This is a genomic window from Virgibacillus sp. 6R (assembly GCF_001895305.1).
Lineage (GTDB): Bacteria > Bacillota > Bacilli > Bacillales > Amphibacillaceae > Virgibacillus > Virgibacillus pantothenticus.
Genome location: NZ_CP017762.1, coordinates 674,819 through 700,256, shown reverse-complemented (window position 1 = coordinate 700,256; position 25,438 = coordinate 674,819). Strand labels below are relative to the sequence as shown.

The window sequence follows — 25,438 nt, the reverse complement described above, 5'->3', positions numbered from 1 at the left end:
TTTTTTAAATGGAAGAACAAATCTATTTTTATTATACGAATGATTTACATAGTAATTTCGATAACTGGTCTCAAGTTTCTTACTTTTTAAAGCAGGCAAAACATCGCTGTCAAGCTGCAGGTGACTCTTGCTGGACAGTAGATATTGGCGATCATATGGATAGAGTACATCCAATAGCAGAGGCTTTTAAGGGGAAAGCAAATGTTGCTTTACTGAATGAAGCTGGTTACGATATAGCTACCATTGGTAACAACGAAGGCATTACTATTTCCCATGATGAACTTGTTGCATTATATGAGGAGGCAAGATTTACAATAGTTTGCGCTAATTTGCATTCAAAGGAAGGCGAAGCCCCCGATTGGTTACAGTCCTATACGTTAGTTACTTCTGAACACGGAGTTAAAATTGCCGTAGTTGGTCTTACGGCACCGTTTAATGCGTATTATGAGCTGCTTGGCTGGTATGCTTCTCCTCCTTATGAGCAGTTGGAGAAAATATTAGGTACTATCAAACGCCAAGCAGATGTAATTATATTACTGTCTCACTTAGGATATAGTGAAGATTGTGAAATAGCCCGTCGCTTTCCTGGTATTGATGTAATTATCGGTGGACATACCCATCATTTGTTACGAAATGGTGAGCTTGTGAACCATACACTTTTGTCCGCTGCTGGAAAACATTGTCATTATATCGGAGAAGTAATCTTAACATGGGATCATAACCAAGGCAGATTAAAACAAAAGCAAGCATATGCCACTAATATTACGCATCTGCCAAAGGATTTGGATACAGAGAAATTGCTTACAGCTTATCAAGAACGTGCTGAACGCATATTGGCTAAGCCGGTTGCACAATTATCCTCTCCTTTAGAAGTTAATTGGCGTAAAGTGACTCCTATTTTACAAGCTTTAACAGATGCACTCAAGCGACAAACAAATGCGGACTGTGCGATGTTAAATGCGGGGGTGTTGTTGGAAAGCTTGCCTGAAGGAACAGTTACGTACGGTGATATTCATCGTATTTGTCCACATCCAATTAATACTTGTGTCGTGGAATTAACAGGTAGTGAGTTGTTAGAAGCTATTCGTTCTTCGTTGACAGAGGAATTTATCGAATTTGAGTTAAAAGGCTTTGGATTTCGTGGGAAAATGATTGGTAGAATGGCTTTTTCCGGGTTAACACTGCAAATGGAGGAATTAAAAGACAGAGCTCTATTTGTGAAACAAGCATTTCAAAATGATGGAATTCCTTTACAACCAGATCGTATTTATACGTTAGCTACTGCTGATACATTTACCTTTGGCAGATTAATCCCTGAAATTGCTCGCTCTGAGGTTAAAAACTATTATTTACCGGAATTTCTACGAGACATATTGGCACAAACATTACAAAGCATGTAATGGCGATGAATGTAAATCCATTCATGATAAAGGATTATTAGCAATTGTAAATCCATGGAGAGAAATGGAATCACTATTTTATTTCGTAGCTTACGACGTAATGAAGCTCACAAAGAAAGTGAATATGTTGGTAGGATTAGTTAGGAGAGAATTTTTATTCTAATCCTCCCAGAGCAATCATAGACTTGCTTTGAGGGGGCTTTTTTATGAGAAAACGACCAGGACGTAGAATACGAACAGATTCTCCGATGAAAATAATCTTACTGATGACCTCAGTTGCTTTTGTCATTTTGACCTCCCTTAGTATTTTAATTGTTGACAAAGGAATCACCCCTCCTTTAATGGATATAGCCAATCAAAAAACGAGAGAGTTTGCGACACGTACCATTAATGAAGCAGTGAAGTCAACAGAAAATATTAGCTTTGACGACTTAATGGAAGTAAGCTCAGAAAACAATGTATCTATTGTGGGTTGGAAATCAGCAGCAGTGAATCGGGCGCTTCGTGCGGCTACAAAACGAGCCGAATATTTTCTATATGGAATGAATAAAGGTGAGACATTAGATACAGATGACCCGGAAATGCCACCACAGGATTATGGGGATACGGCGGATGAATTGGCAGACAAGGATCCTACTGTAGTTGAAATTCCCATTGGTCAGGCTACAGGAAGTACCATTTTAGCAAATCTTGGCCCAAAAATACCAGTCCATTTTGAAATTGTTGGCAGCATTCAATCAGATGTGGAATATATTATGAAAGATTTTGGAATCAATGCCGCACTGATTGAAATATATATACCGGTCACTGTAAATGCGCAAATCGTTGTCCCTTTTAGTACTGAATCTGCTGAAATTAGTACGAAAGTCTATGTAGATTCTCGCGTTATTATGGGAGATGTACCACAATTCTATGGAGGCGATGGTGAAAGCGCGCCAAATATTTCGATTCCCAAGGATGACTTGAATCAGAACAATTAATTTGCTATAATGATTTTTATAAATAGAATATTTCAACCTTATCAGATCGGTGAGGTAGAGGTGCAGTATATAAGAGTAGTCTGTTGGAGGATGACAACAATGAAAGCAGATGAAAGGATGTATTGCCGAAGCATAATAAGTGTCAAGCTTATTATCGCTGGTATGCTTTTGAATAGGAGGTATACTGTCATGCAGCAAGCAACATGCATGGAGAACTACTGATCGAAATGGAGGATAACGTATATTGCAAAGACAATGGTAGGTTATTTTCTATCGTTGTCTTTTTCTATGTGAACGGACGATACTTCCGTTCACTTATCCTATTTTCCATCAACAGTATGTTTCCTTGCTCGATTGCAATTTAAAGTGGAGGTAAACGGAATGGAAGGAACAATTTTTTCACTTATTCCAGCTGTTTTAATGCTGGTGCTCGTCCTCTTAACGAGAAATGTCTTACTATCTTTAGGAACAGGAATTATAGTGGGAGCTCTGCTCATCCACGATTTCTCAATTTTAGATTCGCTTAAAGAAATCTGGATGCAGTTTTATACCCTTTTCGTATCATCTGATGGCGCAATAAATACAGGGAATGTTCTATTGCTGACGTTTTTACTGTTATTAGGAGTAATGACTGCTTTTCTACAGGCTTCTGGAGGGAGTCAAGCATTTGGCGAGTGGATGATTAAAAAAGTAAAAACGCGCTCAGGTGCACAAGCAATGAGTGCAGTGTTAGGATTAATTATTTTTATTGATGATTATTTTAATAGCTTAGCTGTTGGCCAAATTGCTCGTCCATTAACAGACCGCCATAAAATTTCCCGAGCTAAACTGGCTTATATTATTGATTCAACGTCTGCTCCAGTAACGGTAATTTCACCTATTTCCAGCTGGGGAGCTTATATTATCGGCATTATGGGCGGGTTGTTTGCTGCAAATGGAATTACAACATTGGAGCCATTAGAAGCTTTCATCAAAATGATCCCCTACAATTTATATGCCATCGCAGCGGTCATATCTGTTTTTTTAGTTGCTTATTTAAAAGCAGATATTGGTCCAATGCGAAAGCATGAAATACGAGCCATGCAGACTGGGGAGCTAATTGATCCAAAACAGGATAAAGTACCTGGGGATTTAAGCGATACATTCACACCACATCAGGGAGGTAAGATATACCATTTACTGGTGCCAATTGGAGTCCTTATTGTTGCTACAGTATCTTCTATGGTGATTACAGGAGCGATGGCGACAGAAGAAAATGTTAATATACTTACCATTTTTGCGAATACAAATGTAAACTTATCCTTATTTGCCGGTGGGATTATAGCGGTATTAACCTCATACTTGTTTCACATGGGTCAACGAAAGCCGAGAAACTCCAGTTTGAAAATTGTTTTTGAAGGTGCAAAGACGATGATGCCAGCCATTTACATTTTGTTGTTAGCTTGGATGATTGGTTCTATTATTGGAGTATTGGAAACAGGAGAATATTTAGCAGGTATTGTAAGTGATTTGTCGCTAAATCCTGCTTTTCTGCCATTTTTGTTCTTTATTATTGCTGGTTTTATGGCGCTTGCAACGGGAACATCATGGGGAACGTTTGGAATTATGTTACCAATTGCAGCAGAAGTATCAACGATTACGGATATGGAAATGTTGATTCCGTCTATGGCAGCGGTATTAGCTGGATCTGTTTTCGGCGATCATTGTACCCCGATATCCGATACAACCATTTTATCAGCTACCGGAGCAGGAGCAAATCATATTGATCACGTCATGACTCAGCTTCCATACGCATTTATTTCTGCATTTGCTGCTTCCATTGGATACATTCTAGTTGGTTTTACAAATCAAGTGATTCTACCATTGGCTGTATCTCTGTCCATCATTATCGCATTTACTACCATTATTCATTTTATGAAAAACACAAGGACAGAAGAATAAGTAAGAAGTACCCAAAGGGACTGGGACATAAGCAAATGCTATATAGCAAAAGCCGAACAATCCATTTATAATTGTTCGGCTTATTTGCATTAAAAAATTTTTATCACCGTTATGTCAAAATACTTCGCTTTCGTCAGCTTCCTCGGAAAGCAAAAACCGCTTTCCTGTGGGATTTTCAGCTCGCGCTGTTCCCGCAGGAGTCTACATATTTTGACTACGCTAAAACTTGCGTATACACAATTGGCGATTTATTGTTCGTTTTTTTAATCAGATAAGAAACGATAAAATTAGATGCTTGGGGATAACGAAATCACCGAATCGCTACGTCCGGCGCATGAGCCCAGCAACGATGCGACTTTAGAAATGCGCCCTACGACAAGTCCTCATCGGTTCGTCGCTAAGAGGAAAGCCGACTAAAAACGGGTTTGCCGCCCAGACGTCGGCATACCCCTGTTTTAGTGGCATGATTCCTAAATCTTTAGTTGATTCGTTCCATTCGCTACGTTGCTAAACGGGCGCCCCGCGCCTTTGTTCCACTATAGGAACACGTATTACTCCGTTCAATCTTACTCCTTCGTTTATTTATTTTTAATTATATAAAATTTTACCCTTCATATATTTATTGTATCACAATAATTATCCTACTCAAAAATAACAATGTCACGAAAACATCCATAATTTTCAAAGCTAGTCACCGCAAATAAATAATGTCATTCCAATCAAATACTTTATCTGTAATTCCTAACTATTGGGCAGGAGTTAGTTTTTTTCTATCACCCATAGTTATCGGCAAACAGAAATAATCGTAGGTTCGTAAAATAGTGAAAGCATGTGGAGCATATTTCGGACTAAAGTCCGCGGTTACCATCATTTCTGGATGATACGATAAGTCTTTCGAGAATAGAACTTATAAAATTCACTTGACATTTCTCTGTTCTGTGTGGAATACTTTTCCTGTAAAGGATATATTATCCTAATAAAGAAAGCGGATTAAACAATTAATTCTAATTATTAAAAATATAGAGGATGGTTAACATGTTTACTAAAACCGAAAATTTTATTGGTATGACTGTTGCTATTATAATGTCCCTTGTGATAGTTACTTTTATTGCCTCTGTTTTTATTTTCATTACATATGGAGTTGTGTATTTATTATCATATTTACCTTTTGTTGATTTTCATTACTATTCTAGCTTCTGGTTAAATGTATGGTATTTCTTCGGCTTTTTAATCTTAAATATTTTTATGCTTTTTTTAAGTGAAATGGTAACTTTTATAGATAGGAAAGATAAAAAAATAAGGTCATTAGATGATTTAGGACCATCTAACTTGATTGAATGGATTAAATTTCTCATTGTTTTTGTTATTTACATGAATGTTTTTAGTCTTATATCTGAAAGGCTTGAAGCTACTATAATTGGATCAACATTAATCGCTGTTTTTACAGTTTTAATTTTTTGGTTCATAGGTAAAGCTATAGATAACTTCGTTGATAAAAAATGAATTTAACACACTAGTATGCTCCCTTTAAAGTAGCCAGGTTTAAAAATAAAACTTGCTACTTCGAAGGGAGTTAATTTTATGTCCAAAAAAGGTCATACTAGTGAATTTACACAAATGGTATTAGATGGATATGAAAATAAAGGATATAGCTTTAGATGTATTTATAAACGTATGCGTACATCACACGACTCTTATGAATTAGAAGGAAATCGTAAACAAATATGAAGGGAAGGTTTCATAAGAACCTCTTCTAATAAAGCCTATTCAAAGGAAATAAAGGCTGTAGATAGCATATGTGCTTATTATATCAGACTTTTCTTATATGCGTGTAAACAAATTTAAAAGTTTTGGCTAAAAATAATGAAAATAAAAGCACCGCTTTTGGTAAGCTCTATTCGATTATCATTATTCTCTACTTTGATTTTGACAGAGTGAAATGGTTAGAAAACGAGAATGCGGTTGTTTAGAAGGGATATATGACACGAAGTTACGCCATAGATAATGCAATGAAAATATTTTTTGACATATGCATCAAGTACCGTTATAATACAAACATAAATATCTGAAAAAACTAAACTTTTGGAACATTCCTCATTCCCGACTGATAGGATGAGGAAGAAAGGAGGAGGAAAATATGGCATTACGTTCTCAATGGGGAACAAGAGCAGGTTTTATTATGGCTGCGATTGGTTCAGCTGTTGGATTAGGCAATATTTGGCGTTTTCCAGCTGTAGCATATGAAAATGGTGGCGGAGCGTTCTTTATTCCTTATCTGTTTGCATTGCTAACAGCAGGTATTCCCATCCTGATTATGGAATTTACTATGGGGCATAAATACCGGGGGTCCGCGCCTCTAACGTATCGAAAAATGAACAAAAAAACTGAATTCATTGGCTGGTGGGCTGTTCTTGTAGCATTTGTTATTTCTACCTATTATTCTGTCATTATTGCCTGGGCAATAGCTTATGCATATTTTTCCATTGACTTGGCCTGGGGGGCTAATACGGAAACATTTTTGTTTAACGATTATTTAAAAATGGTTGATCCTGGTCAGGTGGGCAACTTGGTTCCTGGAGTTCTCATACCACTGATTTTAGTCTGGTTTGTCGTCTTATTTATTTTATTCCGAGGTGTGAGGAAGGGAATTGAAATTGCTAATCGCATTTTTATTCCAGCATTAGCTATTATATTTCTAATTATTGTTATTCGTGCTGTAACATTAGATGGAGCTATCCAAGGGTTACAAGCCTTTTTTGAGCCGGATTTTAGCAGTATCTTTTCTGGCGAAGTATGGGTGGCTGCCTACGGGCAAATATTTTTTAGTTTATCCATTGCATTTGGGATTATGATTACGTATTCTAGTTATTTATCAGAAAAATCAGATATCACAAACAACGCCTTTATTACTGGATTTGGGAATTCAAGTTTTGAATTACTTGCTGGTATAGGAGTCTTCTCTGTGCTTGGTTTTATGGCTACGCAATCAGGCGTAGCAGTAGATGAAGTTGTTTCTGATGGCGTAGGTTTGGCTTTTGTTGTATTTCCTGCGATTATTAATGAATTTCCAGGCTTAAATGGTCTATTTGGTTTCTTGTTCTTTGCATCCTTAGTTTTAGCAGGTTTAACCTCATTAATGTCGCTTACGGAAACGTATGTTGCGGGAATTTCCGATAAATTTAATATTTCTCGTAGGAAAGCGGTTATGTTTGGTGGAGGCTTAGCTGCAGTTATTTCGCTTATTTACGCAACGCAAGGTGGCTTATCTTTTCTGGATACAGTTGATTATTTTATTAACCAGTTTGGAGTTGCATTACTAGGTTTAGTCGAAGTTGCCTTGATTACTTGGGTGCTTCGTCAAGTTAAAAATTTAAAAAATCATGCAGATGAAATATCCGATATTAAGCTTGGCTGGTGGTTCCCAGTAAGCTTAAATGTGATTACACCACTAGTGTTAGGGTATATGATGTTTGATTTATTACGTTTGAATTTATTGAAATTATTTGACACACCGACTGGAAATTATGCTGGCTATTCAGACACGTTTATTTTATTTGCCGGCTGGTCAGTTGCTGGTGTAGCACTTATAGTAGGTATCGTTATGGCTGCTACAAAGTGGCGCTCTAAAGAGGCAGATAGCGGTTATTCCGATCAAAAGGAGGCTAAATAACATGACTGCAAGTGCTATTTTTGTAATGATTTTAGGCATGGTGATTATTTGGGGTGGACTCACAGCAAGTATTACTTATGCTGTGAGAAAGTCACGACAAAAATAAATTTTGCAACAGCACAAAGCCAGTTTGCTTTGTGCTGTTGCAATTTTAATTCACCACTAATCTTTTTGCTTGGCCATTCGTTCCCATTTTTTTAAATAAGGATATGGATCAAAAGACCATTCGCTATATCCATTATCTTTATACATTCCATAGTGGAGATGTGGGGGGAATTTTCCTGATGTGCCAGGGGGACCATAACCAGTCGAGCCCACTCCGCCGAGTACATCTCCTGGCTTCACTACTTTTCCTACTTCGATATCATCCTCGTATCCACTCATATGCCCATAATAATGATAAATATTGTATATATCTCGAATTCCGATTCGCCAGCCACCGTATAAATTCCACCCCATCATTTCAACAACCCCATAGGTTGTCGACTTAACAGGAGTGCCATAATCGGCAAAAATATCGGTCCCTTCATGAATTCGTAATCCACCAAAGCCTCTGCGATCTCCCCAAGTGCTTCGGTAGCTATAGTTATAGGAAGTAGATACAGGAAAATCTCGATCCACTAATTGAATGCCTTGGAATTTTTTGAAAACCTTAGCTGTATTCATGATCGTTTGAACCGTTAAATCCCGATTGTAATAATTCCATAATGCGATTTTAATATCATCCTTTGTTTGTCCATACGTAAGGATATAGTTTCCCATCGTATATAGGATATCTTCAGCATTACTTGGATCTGCTTTTTGATCCCCGTTGCCATCTTTTCCATAGCCATTAAAGAAATCAATTAACCGCTCATCCGTAATCATGGCTGCATTTCCAAGTCCAAACCAAGCTTCAGTAGGTATTTCAATGGAAATAACTTGCTCATCATTCGTATTCTGTTTCGCATTTCGTTCATAATTGTCGATGGCAGCATAGTAGTACCAAGGTATTTGCGTGATTGCTTCTGTTTTTTTAAACAAGGCCATTCTTTTTTCATATATAGAATCGTCACTAGCTTTTACAACTGTAGGAGCAATCACAAGAAAAAGTGTACATATAAAAACTGTTATTGTAATCATACGTTTGACATGCAATTTGTTTCACCCTTTATTTTCCATTTCTATACATTAACTTATTATTTGTTGTGTTTAACTTTTCCATATGTGCTTTTTAATATGCAAGGTAATGGATAAGTTCAAGCAATTATTTAGTGTATATAAGTTTTAAAGGAATGGAAAACAGATGGGGAAAGCGAATTCAAAATAATAATCTGTTAAAAACAAGGACAAACGAAAAATTACGCTTGTCCTTCCATACGAGTTATTTTGATTCTTCCATTTGTTGAATGATTTTTTCAATTGTATTATCGTAGTCGCCCTCTGTAGTCGTCGAATTATGCAAGCTTTGGATATCATCAATAAGGTTCGTGTTATCGGTGGCATAGATATCAAAATAGCTAGGCATAATGGATGCGGCAGTCTTTTCTGCTATTTGGGTTGCTTTTTCTTTATCGGTATCGTTTGATTTCTCATAAGCAATCAGCACTTCTTCATCCGTAACCAATGTAGCCACTTCTTCGAAAGCGTCTGCTCTTAACATCGTTCGCGTAATCATATCTGCCATTCTTGTACGATCCATTCGCATAGAGCGTTGATCTTCGGTGTCATTATTAATTTGTTCTTTTGAATAACGAACATAGCCTAGTCTGTTATCCAATTCCTCATCAGCGGGAGCTTGTAATTCGTTATTTGGATCAAGTTGATTTTGAATACGGTCTCTTTCATTTGTAGCGGTGTCATTATCCATGCAACCGGTAGCTAAAAAGATTGCAGCAAAACCAATTGGAACTATCTTCTTCATTGGAATAATTTCCCTCCATTCTATAACCGATTTCCTCATTCAAGGATCATCATTAGTTTGTTTACTCCATTAGAAAACATACTGTATTTTTCTGGAGCCTTTTGAGAAAAGGTGTTAAACTGAGAAGATAAAGTATCGTGGGGGGAACACGTATGATTGAACTTTTTGGAAAAATGTATGAACTGGTTGAAGATCATAAAGGTGGATTTCAGGAAAGTGTTGTAAAGGAAAGATATTCCGACATTCTAGCTAAGTATGATTATATTGTTGGTGATTGGGGATATGATCAATTACGGTTAAAGGGTTTTTATGATAATAAGCATGTGAAAGTTCCAGTCGATGCGAAAATTAATGCTCTAGAGGATTATTTATATGAATACTGTAATTTTGGTTGTGCTTATTTCGTATTAAGAAAATTGACTGCAAAAGAGCAGTAGCCAAGGTGCATTCTACTGCTCTTTTTCGTCATGGATAATATGAGAACCCTGTATCCTTCTAGGAACATCTTGATGTTGTTCACGGTCTGGATAAACAAAGGCGCTATCTCGGTGCTGCCCTTTTTCCCAAGGAGTGGATTTACCTTCAACTGGTTTAGCCTCATTCACAGGCGACCCAAAAGCTCCCTCCGGAAATTCTTCAGGTATTAATCGATCATGCGAATGCTTTACATTTGAAAAATCACTATAGTCTTTCTTCTTCTTCATGCTTCCTTTCACCTTCCTTATTGTAAAACAAGCGATACATTATTAATGTATCCCATATTTAAAGCTTTACGTTTAACAATTAAAGGGAAAAGCATGCTAAAAGGATTAAAGATTATTCTGTAGGAAGTGGCGAATTTCGTCAGCTTCCATATTCGCTTCCTTGAAAGTGTGTTCAATAACACCTTTATCCTGCAAATCTTCTTTTCCAATGGATAAGCAACGGTTTTTGCGTAGGTTTATAATCAGCTTTTTATTTGCATCCTCATGATCATCTAAAATGGCTAAATCATATCGTTGTAACTGCCCCATAAAACTGACATAACGTACGTCTTTTCTTACTGTTTCATCATTAATCACATCATATTTTTTGCCCATTATATCCCCCATTTTGAAAAGTGTTATTTTCCCAACTATATCATGTTTTGCTTCATAATCCTACAGAATATGATATGATAATGGTAATTCCTTGTTGGAGGGGTGACCGATGTATTTTGTTGATCGAAAAAAGCTAGAGGCGACATTGCATTATATGGATAAATTAATTCATATATTGGAATTGGACCGTCCTAACTCAATAAAAGAAAAACTATGTTTGGAACGAGCTGTACACGTATTCATCGAATCTACACTTGATGTTGGCAATATGATGATTGATGGATTTATTATGCGCGATCCAGGAAGCTATCATGATATCATTGACATTTTACTGGATGAAAAAGTACTCCCGCCTGAAAAGGAGAATGCGTATAAAGAACTGATCACATTGAGGCGAATGTTGATTTCAGATTATGCAAATGTGGATCATGATAAGATAATGCAAACCATACAAACATATCTCGATGATTATAAACAGTTTTCAACCTATATACGCAATTATCTCACTGAGGAACATCAGCAAGTTACACATGCGTTTACTAACGGCTCACAATAAAGCAAGTATTCAATCAGTAGGATTTTTCGTTGAGCCTCCTGAAATAGTAGATCAAAGGGTAAGAGCGCAGCATAACGTCCTTTTAAAACACTTTTTCTGCGTGTGAGGTGTCACTTTCCAAGTTTTTCTGCCTTTGAAAAAGAGGAAACATTTTTTCTCCGTGTCACAACTTGGTAAACGACAGCTTATAAGCCCAACGAATTGGGAATTTGAGTGCCGTCATCTCCTGTCTAAATTTTGGAAGCGGATAGTGTGGCACCTTACATTTGGAATAAACATAACTATACCGTGTAAACAGCTGATAGCAGCTGTTTATTTGGTGTTTAAAATAGGAGAGTGGAACAACGATGACAAAAGCATATCAAGGTTATTTAATCGATTTAGATGGGACGATGTATCAAGGGAATGAACCTATTCCTTATGCTTCTGATTTTATACAGACATTGCATCATAAACAAATTCCCTACGTATTTGTAACGAACAATTCTTCTAAAACACAGGAAGATGTGGCTGCTAAATTAAGGAAGCTAGACATACCAGCAGAACCTAGTCAAATCGTCACGACAAGTCTAGCTACGGCTTCTTATATTAAAGCAAATCACGGGCTTTCTCGTTGCTACGTTATTGGGGAGGAAGGCTTACATAAAGCCTTGCGGGAAGAAGGGCATACCATTACGGAAACAGAAGACTGCGATGTGGTTGTTATCGGAATTGACCGAAATATTACGTATGAAAAGCTGGCAAAAGCGAGCATTGCAGTTCGCAATGGAGCAACGTTCATTTCAACCAATGGAGATAAATCTATACCAAATGAACGTGGGCTATTGCCAGGCAACGGCTCCCTTACCGCTGTCATTTCGATATGCACCGGTGTTGATCCTGTTTTTATTGGAAAACCTGAAGCAGTTATCATGGAAGAAGCGCTTGAAGTATTGGGGTTAAGTAAGGAGAAGGCATTAATGGTCGGTGATAATTACGCAACCGACATCCAAGCTGGGATACAAGCGGGGATAGATACGTTAATGGTATTTACGGGTGTTACTCCATTTTCGGATTATAAGCAACTAGCCGTTGCGCCTACGCATTATGTGCACAACCTTAAAGAATGGATGGAGAAGCTATAGTACGTCGTAAAGACAGTAGAACAGGAAGAAAGTTTATTTTCTTCCTGTTTGCTATTTAGTCATCTAATAAAACATCCTCACCAGTTCCATGCGCCAAACGGCTGGAAGCTGCTGCTGCAATTGCTCCTACGATATCATCTAAAAAAGTATGACATTCACCTGTAGATTTATCATTTAACCTCTTTAATATACCGGGCTTTTGTTTATCAATGTACCCATAATTGGTGAATCCAATCGAGCCGTAAACATTAACAATAGATAAAGCAATCACCTCATCAACCCCGTATAAGCTTTCGTCTGTATCTATCGTTTTTTGTAAGGGCTGTTGCAATTGCTTATTCTCAGCAAGGACATCTAATTGAATTCCAGTTAAAATAGCATTTTGAACCTCACGTTTTTTAAGGACACGGTCCACGTTATGCCTACACACGTCAAGAGTTAAATTTTCATGGTATTTGGATTGTAAGTAGTATACAAGCTCTGCAATATCATCTAATGTCACGCCTCGCTCTGTTAACCATTGTCTAGCCTTAACTTCTAATTCACTTCGACTCGTATTTTCGTCCATTCTTCATCATCCTTTCATTTTTCTGTGAAAATTCCTTGCACTCGTATCATAAACTGTTATAAAAGCATATGACGTTCTTAAATAACGTATTGTTTTAAAGAATCCATATAAGGAGGTATACACTTGCACATTAGTGATTGGCTTTACGAACATTATAAGATTCATCCAGAAACAAAACGGTGGGTTGCGGGCAAGGAATGTTATCAGGCTGGCCAATATGTTTATTTTATCACTTCTATTGAAAACAATGAAATTATACATATGGAGCAAGCAGTAGTTGCCTACTATATAGCAGAAAATTCTTATAATCATATGGCGATTCCGATTCCAAATCATCAAGGGGAGTGGCTTACTCCTTATCAAGATAAGCATTGCATTGTCGTGCAAGGGACCGATGTTGGTCCTTCTCATCAAGCTACAAGTGGTTCTATGTTAGCACAGTTTCATCAAATGGGGAGTCAGTATAGCTATGAACCGAAAGCTATTTCCAGCTATGGTCAATGGAAGCAGCTTTGGATTGACAAAGTAAGCTGGATGGAACAAACCTTGGAAAAAGCAGCTCAAGAAAAAGCAACTCCTTATTATCGATTGGCCATGGATGTGTTACCTTATATTATCGGTCTTAGTGAAAATGCCATTCAGTATATTGGGGAGAGTGATCAGGAATTACGCTTTCAAGAATCGGATCAAGGTACCATCGCTTTTCGTAGATATATGGACCAATTGCAGCAGCCTGTTATGTGGCCAATGGAATTAGTATATGATCATCCGGCTAGAGATATTGCAGAATTTTTGCGACAAGCATTTCTTCAACAAAATCCACAAGCAGCAGTTACTCATTTCTTGCGGGAATATCAAACCATACGACCGGTCTCGGTTTTTTTCTGGCGTTTAGTGTATGCCAGATTATTGTTTCCTATTCATTTATATGACTGTTTAGAACGAAATCTATTAGCAGAGCAAAAGGGTGACGGGGTTGAGCAATTGGAGGAATTATTGCGGCTTCAAGCCAGGTATGAAGCTAATCTCAGTCGTTTTTTTGAATGGGCGGAACTGGACTGTGACCTTTTACAGATTCCTGTGTTACACTGGCTGTAGTAGATCATTTAGGCGCTGTAAAAAAACGTTCGTACCTTGAGGCACATCTTTTTTGCTTGGAAATTTTCAGATGAAAAAACATTGTTCATAGCTGAAGTTGTATGCAGAAATTTTTAACTTACTTAAGCTCGTTTTCTTTTGAATTCTCATGCATACTATCGCTAGAGGAGGAGTGGAAATGAAAAAACCTTTGGTATACGTGACAAGAAACATACCAACAGAATTATCGAAAGCCTATGAAGAAAAATTTACATTTTTCTGTTGGGAGGAAGAAGAAACTCCAGTTCCCAGAGAAGAATTACGTAAACATTTGCAAATAGCAGATGCATTGATTTGTATGGTGAGTGATTCCATTGATAAATTACTTATAAAAGATGCCGACCATTTAAAAATAATCGCTAATTTAGCTGTTGGGTACGATAACATCTGTATAGAAGCGGCAAAATCAAGAGGTATCATTGTAACGAATACACCTGATGTGTTAACAGAAACGACTGCTGATTTAGGGTTTGCTTTGCTATTGGCAACTGCGAGACGTCTCATAGAGGCTAATAATTTTATTAGACAGGGAGAATGGAAAGAGTGGTCTCCTTATTTGCTAGCAGGTGCTGATGTTCATCATAAAACCATTGGTATTGTAGGAATGGGGAGAATTGGCAAAGCGATGGCTAGACGTGCACAAGGCTTTGGAATGAATATCGTATACCATAATCGTTCGAGGGATGAAGCAGCAGAAAAAGAACTAGGAGTAACTTATGTAAGTTTTCATGATTTATTAAACCAAGCAGATTTTGTAGTTTCCGTCGTACCATTTACCCATGAAACGAAAGACATGTTTAATTCTCATGCATTTCAAATGATGAAAGAAACAGCTGTGTTTATCAATATTTCCCGAGGTGGGGTAGTAAATGAAGCGGATTTAATTCATGCGTTACAAAGCGGAGTTATTCAAGCAGCTGGGTTGGATGTGTTTAAAGAGGAACCGATACAGAAGAATCATCCACTACTACAGCTACCAAATGTTGTTGCTTTGCCGCATATTGGATCAGCAAGTGTGGAAACGAGAACGAATATGTGGAAATTATGTCTAGATAATGTTGCTGCTGTGCTTAACGGGGAATCTCCAAAAACACCCGTCTAATGGAAATCTAGGGAAACGAATGGTGAGCACTATTTGTTTAAAAAACAGAAAATGAAGTAATAACCAAGCATAAAAAAGAAGGCATTCCTTGAATTAACGCCTTCTTTATATCTTGTATAGTAAGGTGCCGTAAGACCCACATGGTCGCTAAGGGGAAGATAACGGCACCTAAATTCCCAATTCGCTCAGAGAGACAAGACGTCGATCTCTAGAGGCGTGACACGCAGAAAAAGCGTTTTTCTTTTTCAAGGACGTTTCGGTTTTAGTCTTTGTTCTAGAATAAGAAAGTATAAAATTAGGGGCTTGAATAGCCACGTCCGGCGCATGAGCCCAGCAACTAGGCGACTTTAGAAATGCGCCCTACGATAAGTCATCATCGGTTCGTTACCTCACCGTGATTCCTTTATCTTTAGTTGATTCGTTCCATTCGCTACGTTGCTAAACGGGCGCTTGCGCCTTTGTTCTAGAATAACCAGTGGTGACGAAAGCCCCCGACTGCTTGAAAATTTTCTTTATAATTGCTCTATCCGGAGATTTTTAAAATACTTGTTCGATCTCAGTTACACCTGGGACTTCAGCCATAAGTGCACGTTCAATTCCTGCTTTTAATGTAATGGTTGAGCTAGGGCAATTCCCGCAAGCACCCATGAGACGAAGAAGCACAATGCCATTTTCATCAACATCAATTAGTTCCACATCGCCACCATCACGCAGCAAGAATGGACGTAATTTATTTAACACTTCCTGTACTTGTTCACGCATTATCCATCTTCTCCTTTCTTCTTATCTATTATAAAACGAATACATTGAAAAATCTATTTAACGAAGCAGATAATCAATTTTATTTTAACTTTGATTCGACTTTTTGTAAAATAAAAGATATCAATGGATGGAATGGAGGGAAAAGCATGAGTGAGATTGTGATTACGGTTTACGGAGCAGAGCAGATATGTGCTAGTTGTGTTGGTGCTCCTGGCTCAAAAGACACGTTTGAGTGGTTACAAGCGGCTTTAGGACGTAAATATAATACAGAGTCGATAACGTATGAGTATATTGATATAGAACAGCCTCCATCAATGGAAAAACATCAAAACTTTGCCAAACGTATTATGGATGAAGATTTATTTTATCCGATCGTGTTTGTTAATGATGAGATGGTAGCTGAAGGGATTCCGCGGTTGAAAGACATTTACCAAGCATTGGACCAATATGATTTACCATTACAATCATCGCAGAAATGAGGACAGTTTATGCAAATACCTTTTATCAAAATGCACGGGTTAGGAAATAATTATATTTATCTAGATTTTTTCCAATATACAGTAGAAGAAGAAAAATTATCAGAATTGGCGAAAAGTGTTTCCAATGTCCATACAGGAATTGGCTCAGATGGACTGATTATCATACATCCGAGTGAAACCGCTGATGTTGGGATGCGAATCTTTAATAAGGATGGTTCAGAAGGACAAAGCTGTGGGAATGGATTACGTTGTACTGCGAAGTATGCATTTGAACAAGGAATAGTAGCTGAAAAGCGATTTCGAATTGAAACGAAAGCCAATATAGTTGAAGCAGAAGTACAAGTGACAAATGAAAAAGTAGACCAAGTTACCATTAATATGGGGAAACCGCATTTGGAGCGCGAACTTATTCCGATGCAAGGCAATCCGAAACAGCATGTTATTGGTGAACCATTTGAAATTCAAGGACAAACGTTGGAGTTAACAGCATTATCAATGGGGAATCCGCACGCAGTATTTTTAGTGGATCAGATAAATGGGGAGCAGGTGTCTCAACTAGGTCCACTGGTTGAAAAAGATGAACGCTTCCCGCAAGGAGCCAATGTAGAGTTTATTGAGATTGTTTCCCCAGTAGAAATCAATTTCAGTGTCTGGGAACGAGGCTCTGGAATAACACAAGCATGTGGTACTGGAGCATGTGCTGCGGTGGTTGCAGGGGTGTTAAACGGTCAGTTAAAACGTAATGAATCCGTTACCGTGCATTTGCCTGGAGGAGACTTGGATATTACATGGGACGCAGATGGAAATGTTTGGATGACTGGCGGAGCAGAGACCGTTGCTACAGGGGTTTTTTATTCCCCATGTAAGGTTCTGTAAGGCTTCTATTTCAAGAAGGTAAAAACAAATAAGTCTAAGTGGAGATAATAACACCTAGATGCCCAATTATTCAACCAATTCAGCAGGAGGTGAGGGAAACTCCTGCTGAATGAAGTTTCACTTGATGCACTTCAGCTATAGCATTATGATGACAAATAGCATATGTATACCAAAGAAAACGAAAGAACGGTAAAGTTGATCGGCTATGAATAGAGATGTATACTTAAAATAAGCACTTTGGAAAGGAGAGATTTGTGTGATGACGATTACGATTACAGACAATGCCAAACTGCAAATTGTTGAGATGATGAAAGAAGAATCAGACGGTGTTCATTTGCGTTTTGGAGTACAAGGTGGCGGATGTAGTGGGCTATCCTATGCATTAGGGTTTGAATACGACATTAATGAAGAATTAGATACAGTGCAAGAAATAAATGGCATCCCTGTAGTACTAAATAATCAAGATATTCCAATTATAGAAGGCACAACGATAGATTTTAAACAAAATATGATGGGTGGCGGTTTTAGTATTGATAATCCAAATGCCATCATATCTTGTGGTTGTGGATCTTCGTTTAGAACTAAAGATAAAGTCGGCACGCCTGGCGATTGTTAATACGAATAGTTGAAATCTGGTAGTTTCAGCTTTTTGTTTAGTAGGGAACGTTGTTTTACAGTAATAATTTTATCCCGTATATAAGGTGCTGTAAGACCTTCCACTTCAGGAGTTAGATAATCTGTACTGCAACAAGTCCAAGTAGGATAACAGCACTTAAATGCCCTATTTCGTAAGAGGCCTTTAGGTCATACCATTACTGCACGACAATCAGTGGGGATGGATGAAAACCCCCACTGATTGAAGATTCACTTTATTTCAGCTTCTTCAATAAAACAGCCAAGCTTACAAAGCTTGGCTGTAGCTGTAACTTGAAGGATTGTTTTAAAACATGCTCGTTGAATGTTTTGGTTGTATTCTAGCTTTCGGATCGATGTAATGTTTCGCATTATTAACAGCAGTCGGTCCTTCTCCAAATCCTGTAGCGATTAAATTAATTTTCCCATCATACGTGCAAATGTCTCCGGCTGCATAAATACCTGGTATGTTTGTTTCCATTTTAGAATTAACGACAATACTATTTCGCTCAATCTCAAGTCCCCAGTTTTTAATTGGTCCTAGTGAAGAAACAAAGCCATAATTACATAAAACTGCATCTACATCCAACTCTACCTTACGTTCGCCTTTTACTTCGTCTAAAATGACTTGTTCAATTCGATCCTTTGCAACAATACTGCTCGGGACAAACGGGGTAAGTATGTCAACATTAGAAGCATATAGCTTGTCAACACTGTGTTCATGAGCCCGAAACGTATCGCGTCTATGGGCTAGGGTTACTTTCTTAGCAATCGGCTCCAGCATTAGTGCCCAATCGACAGCAGAATCGCCACCGCCTAATAACAGTACATGCTGATCTTTGTACCGATTCATATCTTTGACATGATAATGCAAGTTAATATCTTCAAATTGCTCGCAATTGTCTACATTTAGTTTACGAGGTTGAAATGCACCATTGCCGGCAGTTATAATCATTGTTTTTGTATAATGAATATCATTTTTATCAGAAGTTAATTTTAATGTCCCATCCTCAAGTCTTTCAACTTGCTCAATTGCTTGCTCTAACACAATTTTAGGTTGAAACATATTAGCTTGTTCTTCCAAGTTGTCTATTAATTCTTGAGCTCTTATTTTTGGAAAACCAGCAATATCATATATATATTTTTCTGGATAAAGAGCAGTTAACTGCCCCCCAGTATGTGGTAAGCTTTCAATGATCTTTACACTTGCCTGACGCATTCCACCGTAAAAAGCGGTGAATAAGCCGACAGGGCCTGCACCAATAATGGTGACATCATATATATCATTTGTCACTATAATCCCTCCATTCAAAATAATCATGACGACATATTTTATACTATCATATCTTAAATAAAATAGAATATAAATGTACTCATGAGTCAGAGATCTGGTTATATTTATTTATTTATTGTGAAAAATCATATAATTAGGTATATTTAGGATGGGCTTGAAAAGCAAATCTAAACAGGCTACTATAACTAAGGAACTATTTTACGATTATGTGACAATGAAATGAATTTTTGGTTACACAATAACGTAGCAATTCATCTGCTGCAATAAGATATATGATAGACTATAGAAGTAGAAAAATTATCTGCAATTATAAGTTAACTAACATATTTATGTGTGAGAATAACATGAAATATATAATTATAATGAATTTTTTTGAAATGATCATCTTACCATAATTAACTATGAGCTATAGTGATGGTTTTTATAAGCATACTCAAGTGAAATGTGTCACAAATTTTTCTGAAAAGGGAATAAATGGAAGTGATGGATATGGAGAAAAAAAATATAGTTGTTTTAGGCGCTGGTTACGGTGGTATGATGACTGTAACAAAATTGCAACGATCTTTACGCACGGATGAAGCTAAGATAACCTTAGTAAATATCAATGAATATCATTACCAAACCACTTGGTTGCATCAAAATGCCGCAGGGACTATTCGTGATGAGCGGACAAAAATACGTATTAAAGACATTATTCATCCGCAAAAAGTTGATTTTATTCAAGATAAAGTACTGTCTATTCAACCAAAAGAGAAAAAAGTAATGTTGGAAAATACAGTGCTGGATTATGATGTGCTTGTTATTGGGTTAGGCTTTGAAGTAGCTACCTTTGATATCCCTGGTTTAGAAGAACATGCATTTACAATAAATAATATAAAGAATGCTCGTCAGCTTCGTGAACATATTGAACATAATTTTGCCGTGTTTCATAAGGAAGAAGAAAAAAATCCAGCTCGACTAACCTTTGTTATTGGAGGTGGCGGGTTTACAGGCATAGAATTTTTGGGCGAACTTGCAAATCGTGTTCCAGAGCTTTGTGAAAAATACAATGTGGATAAACAAAACGTGCGGATTATTAACATTGAAGGGTCTTCGACAATTTTACCTGGATTTGATGAGCAACTCGTAGAATACGCAATGAATTCTTTAGAAGCTCGTGGTGTAGAATTTATTACTGGTGCTATTTTAAAAGAGTGTACACCAACAAGTGTATTATTTGAAAAACATGGTATGCAAACGAAAATACCTACCTATACCACAGTGTGGGCGGCTGGAGTAAAAGCTAATTCGATTATAAAGGAATCAGGTTTTACTACCAATCAAGGTAAAATTGAAGTAAATAATGATATGCGTTCACCTGAATACGACAATGTATTTGTCATTGGGGATTGCGCTTTAATTATGGATTTTGAAAAGGGTAAGCCATATCCACCAACGGCACAAATTGCTATCCAAGAATCAGAAGCAGTGGCTTATAATATAAAAGCTTATATACGCAACCAGGAGATGGAAGGCTTCAAACCAAATATTCTTGGAACAGTCGCTTCATTGGGAGAACAAGATGCTATTGGAGTCATCTTTAAAAGTAAAAAGATTTTAGGATGGAAAGCTACAGTCATGAAAAAAATAATTGATAATCGTTACCTTCTTAAGCTTGGTGGTTTTCGATTATTGTTAAAAAAAGGGAAGTTTAATATTTTTCCACGTGTAAATCAGTAATCATAAATGTTTATTAACGGATATCGACTTATATAACAAACTGCAGCCATTATATTATTTAAAAAATTCCCTTATCTAGTTCTGGTCAATTGTAAGAATAATTCTTTATCGGCAACCAAAAATATGGAAAATGTAACCAGTAAAAGGTACCTGAGATCTTAGGAGACTCAGGTTTTTGTTATTTATAGGAACCTATAAAATGAGGTGCTTGGGGATAACGAAATAACCGAATAGTCCTTCATCGCCCAGCAACGATGCGACTTTAGAAATACGCCCTACGATAAGGCCTCATCGGTTCGTCGCTAAGAGGAAGGCCGACTAAAAACGGATTTGCCGTCTAGACGTCGGCCCAATCCCTTCAACTAAATCAATCATACTTCCGTTACTATCTCTATTAATTGTATCTTTCAAATTACCACCTGGGTTGCTTTTTCCTTCTTCTTGTCTTAATCTTTTCCTTTTTCTTTCGGGAGTTTCTTTATTTTCATTCATGCTCTCACCTCCATTTTAGCTATTATATGATTTTACGTTTTTATCCCGTATATTAAGGTGCTGTAAAACTCCGACTTCAGGAGTTAAATAATCTGTACTCACAACAAGTCTAAGTGGGAGATAACAGCATCTAAATCCCGATTCGTTAGTCTAAAAATCAGTGGGGATGAATGGAAACCCGCACTGACTAAAGATTCACTTTATTGGCTAAAAAATTATTAGTAAACTAAGCTCAAGGAAGTTAGCTTTGCTTTTTTAATAATTTCCTTTAAAATGATGGAGAAAGAGATGATATAAAAGATAACAAAGGGTTGATTGGAAGGGAGAAACAAGGCTTGATTCAATTAGTAGTATCTATCTTATTATATTTCGTTATTTTTTTTGGAATCGCGTTTATTTTGAATATGCTTCTACGCACGACTTGGTTGATGGCGTTTATCTATCCATTAGTAGTTATTATCATTGTCGATAATACATCAACATGGAATTATTTTACCAAAACGAGTGAAACGTTTTCTAAGTTAATGACGCGTTTGACAGAACTTACTGCTGTAGATATTTCTATCTTAGCTGCTGGGTTTGCGGGTACGATTGTATCAGGTATTGTCATTCGTTTATTAAGGAAGAGCGGATATCAAATGTTTTAAACAGTTGTTTCAAAAGAATAAACAACTTCAAACCTGTTACTTTATGGATAATAAGAATGCCTGTTAAACGTAATGAACAGTTCGAAAAAGCGAGTATAATGAATATCATAACCCTTTTATACTCTTTTTTTGCATAAGCAATTTAATAGAATGGTGTATAATTTTTGGGGGATTGGACATGATGACATCCAAAGAGGTGTTTTTCATGAAAACCAAAAATCTTATGCAAAAAATGTTTATGAGTTTATTATTTGTGGCTGCATGCAGCTTTGTTATTATGGCATTAAACGGTGTGTCTGAAGCTTCCGCTAAGCTTTGGCCGTATGCTTCTTATGGTGTACAAAAACTAAGCGAACAAGAGGATATGATAAAAGGAAAGCATGTTTCTACTAGACAAACAAATTTGGAAGAAAAAGGTTTCCATCAGGCAAAAGAGGAAAAGCGTCAGATATCCAGCAATCAAATTGACCATGTAAAAACGTTAGAAGAAGCGGTTAATTATGAACAATATCCAAGTGAAAAAGTTGTTGCAACGGGTTATACAGCTGGTATAGAGTCTACAGGGAAAAATCGCGATCATCCAGAATATGGAATCACTTATTCGGGTGTTCAAGTAAAGCGAGACTTGTATTCTACTATAGCTGCAGATTTATCTGTTTATCCAATAGGAACGATTCTATTTATTCCCGACTATGGTTTTGGAGTAGTGGCTGATAAAGGCAGTGCTATAACAGGTAATAAAATTGATTTATATTATGAGACAGTTGAAGATGTCTATAATCAATGGGGAAAAAAACGAGTGGATGTATACATGATCGAAAAAGGCAATGGAAAATTAACCGAAAAACAACTGCAACAGTTAAATGAGAATAAAGCATTACAAGTGTTTAGACAGAATATAACGGGTGACTAAACTAACCTGTAATGATGAAAAAGGTATCGCGATTAGCGATACCTTTTCCTTGTATAGGAACCTATAAAATGAGGTGCTTGGGGATAACGAAATAACCGACTAGTCACGTCCGGCTCCATCACCCAGCAACGATTCGACTTTAGAAATGCGCCCTACGATAAGTCCTCATCGGTTCGTCACAAAGAGGAAGGCCGACTCAAAACGGGCTTGCCGCTCAGGCGTCGGCATACCCCTGTTTTTAGTGGCATGATTCCTTTATCCCGTAAAAAGGCGTTGTAGACTCCCACTAGAAGATGCAAGCTGAACAAGTCTAAGTGGGAGGTAACAGCACCTAAATCCCCGATTCGTTCAAGGGCCTTTAGGTCATACCCTGGTGGTACTAACAATCAGCGGGGATGAAGAAAACCCCGCTGATTGGGTTCACTTTATCTTTAGTTGATTCGTTCCATTCCGCTACCTTGCTAAACGGGCGCTTGCGCCTTTGTTCTATGATAACTTTGCTTGGTGTGCTAAAATAATGGTCCTTTTAATAAAGAAAAACATAAAGCATAAACGCTACGAACACTCCTGTAAGACCTCCAACCAATACCTCAATGGGTTGGTGTCCCAGCAGTTCCTTAAGTTCCTGTCTTTTCTCATATTCTTCTTTATTTGGCCAATCTTTTGCTCCGCCTATAAACAGTTGGAAATCACGGATAAGTTGATTCAAAACGATTGCCTGTTCGCCTGCCTGCCTTCTTACACCAGTAGCGTCAAACATTATAATGACACTGAAAACACAAGAAATGGCGAACATGGTAGAGGATACACCTTGTACAATACCTACACCCGTAGTTAATGCTGCAACTGCTGCTGAATGACTACTAGGCATGCCACCAGTACTAAAAGCTAAGTCGGGTTTAAATTCTTTGGTAACAATAAGTGCAATAGGTATTTTAATTACCTGAGCCAAAAAAATTGCTGTTAATGCTGCCCATAATGGATAATTCAAAAATAGTTCCATGCTGCCAAACACCCTCTCTTCAAAAAAGTGTATCCCTTGTTGCTGGAAGATATGCACCTTATCTTACATAATGTTATCTTACCATAAGGGAGAATGACACGCATGAAATTTTTGCCTGTAAACTTTGATGGTGAAGTGTTTGTCTCGAAAATAGTAATGCTGATGAATTAGCCTGTGTTCATTAAGCATGAAAATCTTTAAAGTGCTTTGAATGCTAATTTAGGTACCCTAATAAAATGGATATACGTAATTTTTTTAGGTATACATGTAAGGCTCTCTCGTGCTTTTACCCATTTAGAGGGCACTTTCCCGTTTTGCTTAAGTCTCTGTGCAGGTAGCAAAATAATTTGAGGGAAGCCTATTGTTATCCACTTAATCTAGCACGACTTAAAATAGGAATTCTTTTTGCAACACGCTCCATAAATAATGCAGCTAAAACAGCGAAAGCAATATCTTTAATTAAAAATGGGATCATACCGCTCCAAGCCAAGGCATAACTAAGTGGCACGTCCAACCACATATTGGAAGCTGCATACATGTATGTTACCCCGATAAAATAATTGATAAATGTACCAATAAAGGCTGCTACACAATAGCGAATTAAAGAATAGTCTTTGCTACGATTATTTACTATCCAACCGACAAAGAAAGCAACAAAAATAAATGATATCACAAATCCGCCAGTCGGGCTGATAAATATCCGAGGTCCAGCTGATAGTCCAGCAAATACAGGGACACCAGCTACACCTATGAGCATATATGCCAACATTGAAAAACTGCCTAGTTTCCTTCCGAGCATTAACCCTGCAAGAATAGCAAAAAATGTTTGGAAGGATAATGGTACGTCAGCTCCACCAATTGGTATGGTTAACATCGGAAACCAAACGGTAATATTTGCTCCAATTGCCATTAATACAACAAAAACAGCTCCATATGTAAGATCCATTGTTTTGAGTTGTTTCATAAAGTTTCCCCCTTTTGTCTATAGAAATATATAATTAATAGTGCATGATAGAAATAATATTATCGGTTTCTGATTTATTTGTCAACCTGTTTCGTATTAAGTTAACAATCGAGAGGATAGAACTTTAAGGAGTGATGAATTGAAAAATAGGGTATTAAAAAGGATAAAAAAGAAAGAAATATCGCGTATCTCTATT

General features: G+C 37.3%; 27 protein-coding genes and 1 riboswitch. Of the genes, 17 read left to right on the top strand and 10 right to left on the bottom strand.

The window, feature by feature from the left end; all coding sequences use genetic code 11:
• Positions 1-8 precede the first annotated feature (8 nt).
• From BKP57_RS03320 to BKP57_RS21885, 6 genes are all read left to right on the top strand, one after another.
• Positions 9-1,400 carry a bifunctional metallophosphatase/5'-nucleotidase gene (locus BKP57_RS03320; protein WP_050350366.1) on the top strand — a complete coding sequence of 464 codons (1,392 nt, stop codon included), beginning with the start codon at positions 9-11 and terminating at the stop codon, positions 1,398-1,400.
• Positions 1,401-1,606: 206 nt separating this feature from the next.
• Entirely contained in the window at positions 1,607-2,380 is a 774-nt protein-coding gene (gene yunB, locus BKP57_RS03315; protein ID WP_050350367.1) for a sporulation protein YunB, read from the top strand.
• Positions 2,381-2,427: 47 nt separating this feature from the next.
• Positions 2,428-2,606, top strand: a riboswitch (Lysine riboswitch).
• Positions 2,607-2,761: 155 nt separating this feature from the next.
• Complete coding sequence (locus tag BKP57_RS03310) at positions 2,762-4,321, top strand: Na+/H+ antiporter NhaC family protein (protein WP_050350368.1); 1,560 nt, start codon at positions 2,762-2,764, stop codon at positions 4,319-4,321.
• Between the two features lie 1,035 nt (positions 4,322-5,356).
• On the top strand, positions 5,357-5,824 hold the full coding sequence (locus tag BKP57_RS03305) for a hypothetical protein (RefSeq protein ID WP_050350369.1): 468 nt from the start codon (positions 5,357-5,359) through the stop codon (positions 5,822-5,824).
• A gap of 634 nt (positions 5,825-6,458) precedes the next feature.
• Positions 6,459-7,991, top strand: coding sequence for a sodium-dependent transporter (locus BKP57_RS03300; protein WP_072740978.1), 1,533 nt, complete (start codon positions 6,459-6,461; stop codon positions 7,989-7,991).
• A 1-nt stretch (position 7,992) separates the two neighbouring features.
• Positions 7,993-8,097 (top strand): methionine/alanine import family NSS transporter small subunit, encoded by a 105-nt coding sequence (locus BKP57_RS21885; protein ID WP_072740977.1) that lies wholly within the window; start codon positions 7,993-7,995, stop codon positions 8,095-8,097.
• A gap of 56 nt (positions 8,098-8,153) precedes the next feature.
• On the opposite strand, the gene BKP57_RS03290 is transcribed toward BKP57_RS21885, so the two are convergent.
• Entirely contained in the window at positions 8,154-9,113 is a 960-nt protein-coding gene (locus tag BKP57_RS03290) for a M23 family metallopeptidase (RefSeq protein WP_050350455.1), read from the bottom strand.
• A gap of 241 nt (positions 9,114-9,354) precedes the next feature.
• Positions 9,355-9,894 (bottom strand): YhcN/YlaJ family sporulation lipoprotein, encoded by a 540-nt coding sequence (locus BKP57_RS03285; RefSeq protein WP_050350371.1) that lies wholly within the window; start codon positions 9,892-9,894, stop codon positions 9,355-9,357.
• A gap of 152 nt (positions 9,895-10,046) precedes the next feature.
• On the opposite strand from BKP57_RS03285, the gene BKP57_RS03280 reads away from it, so the two are divergent.
• The gene (locus tag BKP57_RS03280) at positions 10,047-10,331 is read left to right on the top strand and encodes a YutD family protein (RefSeq protein WP_050350372.1); all 285 of its coding nucleotides are present in this window, start codon (positions 10,047-10,049) and stop codon (positions 10,329-10,331) included.
• A 12-nt stretch (positions 10,332-10,343) separates the two neighbouring features.
• On the opposite strand, the gene BKP57_RS03275 is transcribed toward BKP57_RS03280, so the two are convergent.
• Complete coding sequence (locus BKP57_RS03275) at positions 10,344-10,598, bottom strand: hypothetical protein (protein ID WP_050350373.1); 255 nt, start codon at positions 10,596-10,598, stop codon at positions 10,344-10,346.
• A gap of 105 nt (positions 10,599-10,703) precedes the next feature.
• Entirely contained in the window at positions 10,704-10,973 is a 270-nt protein-coding gene (locus tag BKP57_RS03270; RefSeq protein ID WP_050350374.1) for an SAV0927 family protein, read from the bottom strand.
• Positions 10,974-11,082: 109 nt separating this feature from the next.
• On the opposite strand from BKP57_RS03270, the gene BKP57_RS03265 reads away from it, so the two are divergent.
• Both BKP57_RS03265 and BKP57_RS03260 read left to right on the top strand, forming a co-directional pair.
• Positions 11,083-11,529, top strand: a complete 447-nt coding sequence (locus tag BKP57_RS03265; protein WP_050350375.1) for a DUF86 domain-containing protein — start codon at positions 11,083-11,085, stop codon at positions 11,527-11,529.
• A 347-nt stretch (positions 11,530-11,876) separates the two neighbouring features.
• Positions 11,877-12,653 carry a TIGR01457 family HAD-type hydrolase gene (locus BKP57_RS03260; RefSeq protein WP_050350376.1) on the top strand — a complete coding sequence of 259 codons (777 nt, stop codon included), beginning with the start codon at positions 11,877-11,879 and terminating at the stop codon, positions 12,651-12,653.
• Positions 12,654-12,708: 55 nt separating this feature from the next.
• Here BKP57_RS03260 and BKP57_RS03255 read toward each other — a convergent pair whose 3' ends face one another.
• Positions 12,709-13,221 carry a phosphatidylglycerophosphatase A family protein gene (locus BKP57_RS03255; RefSeq protein ID WP_050350377.1) on the bottom strand — a complete coding sequence of 171 codons (513 nt, stop codon included), beginning with the start codon at positions 13,219-13,221 and terminating at the stop codon, positions 12,709-12,711.
• Positions 13,222-13,344: 123 nt separating this feature from the next.
• Here BKP57_RS03255 and BKP57_RS03250 point away from each other — a divergent pair, with 123 nt between their 5' ends.
• Entirely contained in the window at positions 13,345-14,319 is a 975-nt protein-coding gene (locus BKP57_RS03250; RefSeq protein ID WP_050350378.1) for a protein kinase family protein, read from the top strand.
• 178 nt (positions 14,320-14,497) lie between these two features.
• A complete protein-coding gene (locus BKP57_RS03245; RefSeq protein ID WP_050350379.1) occupies positions 14,498-15,460 on the top strand; it encodes a 2-hydroxyacid dehydrogenase in 963 nt (320 codons plus the stop codon).
• Positions 15,461-15,997: 537 nt separating this feature from the next.
• On the opposite strand, the gene BKP57_RS03240 is transcribed toward BKP57_RS03245, so the two are convergent.
• Positions 15,998-16,222 (bottom strand): NifU family protein, encoded by a 225-nt coding sequence (locus BKP57_RS03240; RefSeq protein WP_050350380.1) that lies wholly within the window; start codon positions 16,220-16,222, stop codon positions 15,998-16,000.
• Positions 16,223-16,368: 146 nt separating this feature from the next.
• Here BKP57_RS03240 and BKP57_RS03235 point away from each other — a divergent pair, with 146 nt between their 5' ends.
• The 3 genes from BKP57_RS03235 (at position 16,369) to BKP57_RS03225 (ending at position 18,193) form a co-directional block, all read left to right on the top strand.
• On the top strand, positions 16,369-16,701 hold the full coding sequence (locus tag BKP57_RS03235) for a YuzD family protein (protein ID WP_050350381.1): 333 nt from the start codon (positions 16,369-16,371) through the stop codon (positions 16,699-16,701).
• A gap of 9 nt (positions 16,702-16,710) precedes the next feature.
• Positions 16,711-17,577 carry a diaminopimelate epimerase gene (gene dapF / locus BKP57_RS03230; RefSeq protein WP_050350382.1) on the top strand — a complete coding sequence of 289 codons (867 nt, stop codon included), beginning with the start codon at positions 16,711-16,713 and terminating at the stop codon, positions 17,575-17,577.
• A 259-nt stretch (positions 17,578-17,836) separates the two neighbouring features.
• Positions 17,837-18,193, top strand: coding sequence for a HesB/IscA family protein (locus tag BKP57_RS03225; protein ID WP_050350456.1), 357 nt, complete (start codon positions 17,837-17,839; stop codon positions 18,191-18,193).
• 324 nt (positions 18,194-18,517) lie between these two features.
• Here the strand turns inward: BKP57_RS03225 and BKP57_RS03220 are convergent, their stop codons facing one another.
• A complete protein-coding gene (locus tag BKP57_RS03220) occupies positions 18,518-19,531 on the bottom strand; it encodes an NAD(P)/FAD-dependent oxidoreductase (RefSeq protein WP_210967621.1) in 1,014 nt (337 codons plus the stop codon).
• Positions 19,532-19,993: 462 nt separating this feature from the next.
• On the opposite strand from BKP57_RS03220, the gene BKP57_RS03215 reads away from it, so the two are divergent.
• On the top strand, positions 19,994-21,223 hold the full coding sequence (locus tag BKP57_RS03215; RefSeq protein ID WP_050350457.1) for an NAD(P)/FAD-dependent oxidoreductase: 1,230 nt from the start codon (positions 19,994-19,996) through the stop codon (positions 21,221-21,223).
• Between the two features lie 318 nt (positions 21,224-21,541).
• On the opposite strand, the gene BKP57_RS21880 is transcribed toward BKP57_RS03215, so the two are convergent.
• Positions 21,542-21,715 (bottom strand): DUF6366 family protein, encoded by a 174-nt coding sequence (locus BKP57_RS21880; protein ID WP_156875269.1) that lies wholly within the window; start codon positions 21,713-21,715, stop codon positions 21,542-21,544.
• A gap of 335 nt (positions 21,716-22,050) precedes the next feature.
• Here BKP57_RS21880 and BKP57_RS03210 point away from each other — a divergent pair, with 335 nt between their 5' ends.
• A complete protein-coding gene (locus tag BKP57_RS03210; RefSeq protein ID WP_050350384.1) occupies positions 22,051-22,362 on the top strand; it encodes a YuiB family protein in 312 nt (103 codons plus the stop codon).
• Positions 22,363-22,540: 178 nt separating this feature from the next.
• The gene (locus BKP57_RS23205; protein WP_269466272.1) at positions 22,541-23,275 is read left to right on the top strand and encodes a 3D domain-containing protein; all 735 of its coding nucleotides are present in this window, start codon (positions 22,541-22,543) and stop codon (positions 23,273-23,275) included.
• A gap of 526 nt (positions 23,276-23,801) precedes the next feature.
• On the opposite strand, the gene BKP57_RS03200 is transcribed toward BKP57_RS23205, so the two are convergent.
• Positions 23,802-24,278 carry a divergent PAP2 family protein gene (locus BKP57_RS03200; RefSeq protein WP_050350385.1) on the bottom strand — a complete coding sequence of 159 codons (477 nt, stop codon included), beginning with the start codon at positions 24,276-24,278 and terminating at the stop codon, positions 23,802-23,804.
• A gap of 364 nt (positions 24,279-24,642) precedes the next feature.
• Complete coding sequence (locus tag BKP57_RS03195; protein WP_050350386.1) at positions 24,643-25,242, bottom strand: biotin transporter BioY; 600 nt, start codon at positions 25,240-25,242, stop codon at positions 24,643-24,645.
• Positions 25,243-25,438: the final 196 nt, after the last annotated feature.

What these genes read in the sequence shown, in the direction of transcription:
- BKP57_RS03200 (WP_050350385.1), bottom strand. Translation starts at nt 24,278, where the DNA reads ATGGAACTATTTTTGAATTATCCATTATGGGCAGCATTAACAGCAATT.
- BKP57_RS03305 (WP_050350369.1), top strand. Translation starts at nt 5,357, where the DNA reads ATGTTTACTAAAACCGAAAATTTTATTGGTATGACTGTTGCTATTATA.
- BKP57_RS03220 (WP_210967621.1), bottom strand. Translation starts at nt 19,531, where the DNA reads ATGATTATTTTGAATGGAGGGATTATAGTGACAAATGATATATATGAT.
- BKP57_RS03285 (WP_050350371.1), bottom strand. Translation starts at nt 9,894, where the DNA reads ATGAAGAAGATAGTTCCAATTGGTTTTGCTGCAATCTTTTTAGCTACC.
- BKP57_RS03265 (WP_050350375.1), top strand. Translation starts at nt 11,083, where the DNA reads ATGTATTTTGTTGATCGAAAAAAGCTAGAGGCGACATTGCATTATATG.
- BKP57_RS03320 (WP_050350366.1), top strand. Translation starts at nt 9, where the DNA reads ATGGAAGAACAAATCTATTTTTATTATACGAATGATTTACATAGTAAT.
- BKP57_RS03280 (WP_050350372.1), top strand. Translation starts at nt 10,047, where the DNA reads ATGATTGAACTTTTTGGAAAAATGTATGAACTGGTTGAAGATCATAAA.
- BKP57_RS03215 (WP_050350457.1), top strand. Translation starts at nt 19,994, where the DNA reads ATGGAGAAAAAAAATATAGTTGTTTTAGGCGCTGGTTACGGTGGTATG.
- dapF (WP_050350382.1), top strand. Translation starts at nt 16,711, where the DNA reads ATGCAAATACCTTTTATCAAAATGCACGGGTTAGGAAATAATTATATT.
- BKP57_RS21885 (WP_072740977.1), top strand. Translation starts at nt 7,993, where the DNA reads ATGACTGCAAGTGCTATTTTTGTAATGATTTTAGGCATGGTGATTATT.
- BKP57_RS03225 (WP_050350456.1), top strand. Translation starts at nt 17,837, where the DNA reads ATGACGATTACGATTACAGACAATGCCAAACTGCAAATTGTTGAGATG.
- BKP57_RS03300 (WP_072740978.1), top strand. Translation starts at nt 6,459, where the DNA reads ATGGCATTACGTTCTCAATGGGGAACAAGAGCAGGTTTTATTATGGCT.
- BKP57_RS03255 (WP_050350377.1), bottom strand. Translation starts at nt 13,221, where the DNA reads ATGGACGAAAATACGAGTCGAAGTGAATTAGAAGTTAAGGCTAGACAA.
- BKP57_RS21880 (WP_156875269.1), bottom strand. Translation starts at nt 21,715, where the DNA reads ATGAATGAAAATAAAGAAACTCCCGAAAGAAAAAGGAAAAGATTAAGA.
- BKP57_RS03195 (WP_050350386.1), bottom strand. Translation starts at nt 25,242, where the DNA reads ATGAAACAACTCAAAACAATGGATCTTACATATGGAGCTGTTTTTGTT.
- BKP57_RS23205 (WP_269466272.1), top strand. Translation starts at nt 22,541, where the DNA reads ATGATGACATCCAAAGAGGTGTTTTTCATGAAAACCAAAAATCTTATG.
- yunB (WP_050350367.1), top strand. Translation starts at nt 1,607, where the DNA reads ATGAGAAAACGACCAGGACGTAGAATACGAACAGATTCTCCGATGAAA.
- BKP57_RS03260 (WP_050350376.1), top strand. Translation starts at nt 11,877, where the DNA reads ATGACAAAAGCATATCAAGGTTATTTAATCGATTTAGATGGGACGATG.
- BKP57_RS03240 (WP_050350380.1), bottom strand. Translation starts at nt 16,222, where the DNA reads ATGCGTGAACAAGTACAGGAAGTGTTAAATAAATTACGTCCATTCTTG.
- BKP57_RS03270 (WP_050350374.1), bottom strand. Translation starts at nt 10,973, where the DNA reads ATGGGCAAAAAATATGATGTGATTAATGATGAAACAGTAAGAAAAGAC.
- BKP57_RS03245 (WP_050350379.1), top strand. Translation starts at nt 14,498, where the DNA reads ATGAAAAAACCTTTGGTATACGTGACAAGAAACATACCAACAGAATTA.
- BKP57_RS03290 (WP_050350455.1), bottom strand. Translation starts at nt 9,113, where the DNA reads ATGATTACAATAACAGTTTTTATATGTACACTTTTTCTTGTGATTGCT.
- BKP57_RS03310 (WP_050350368.1), top strand. Translation starts at nt 2,762, where the DNA reads ATGGAAGGAACAATTTTTTCACTTATTCCAGCTGTTTTAATGCTGGTG.
- BKP57_RS03275 (WP_050350373.1), bottom strand. Translation starts at nt 10,598, where the DNA reads ATGAAGAAGAAGAAAGACTATAGTGATTTTTCAAATGTAAAGCATTCG.
- BKP57_RS03235 (WP_050350381.1), top strand. Translation starts at nt 16,369, where the DNA reads ATGAGTGAGATTGTGATTACGGTTTACGGAGCAGAGCAGATATGTGCT.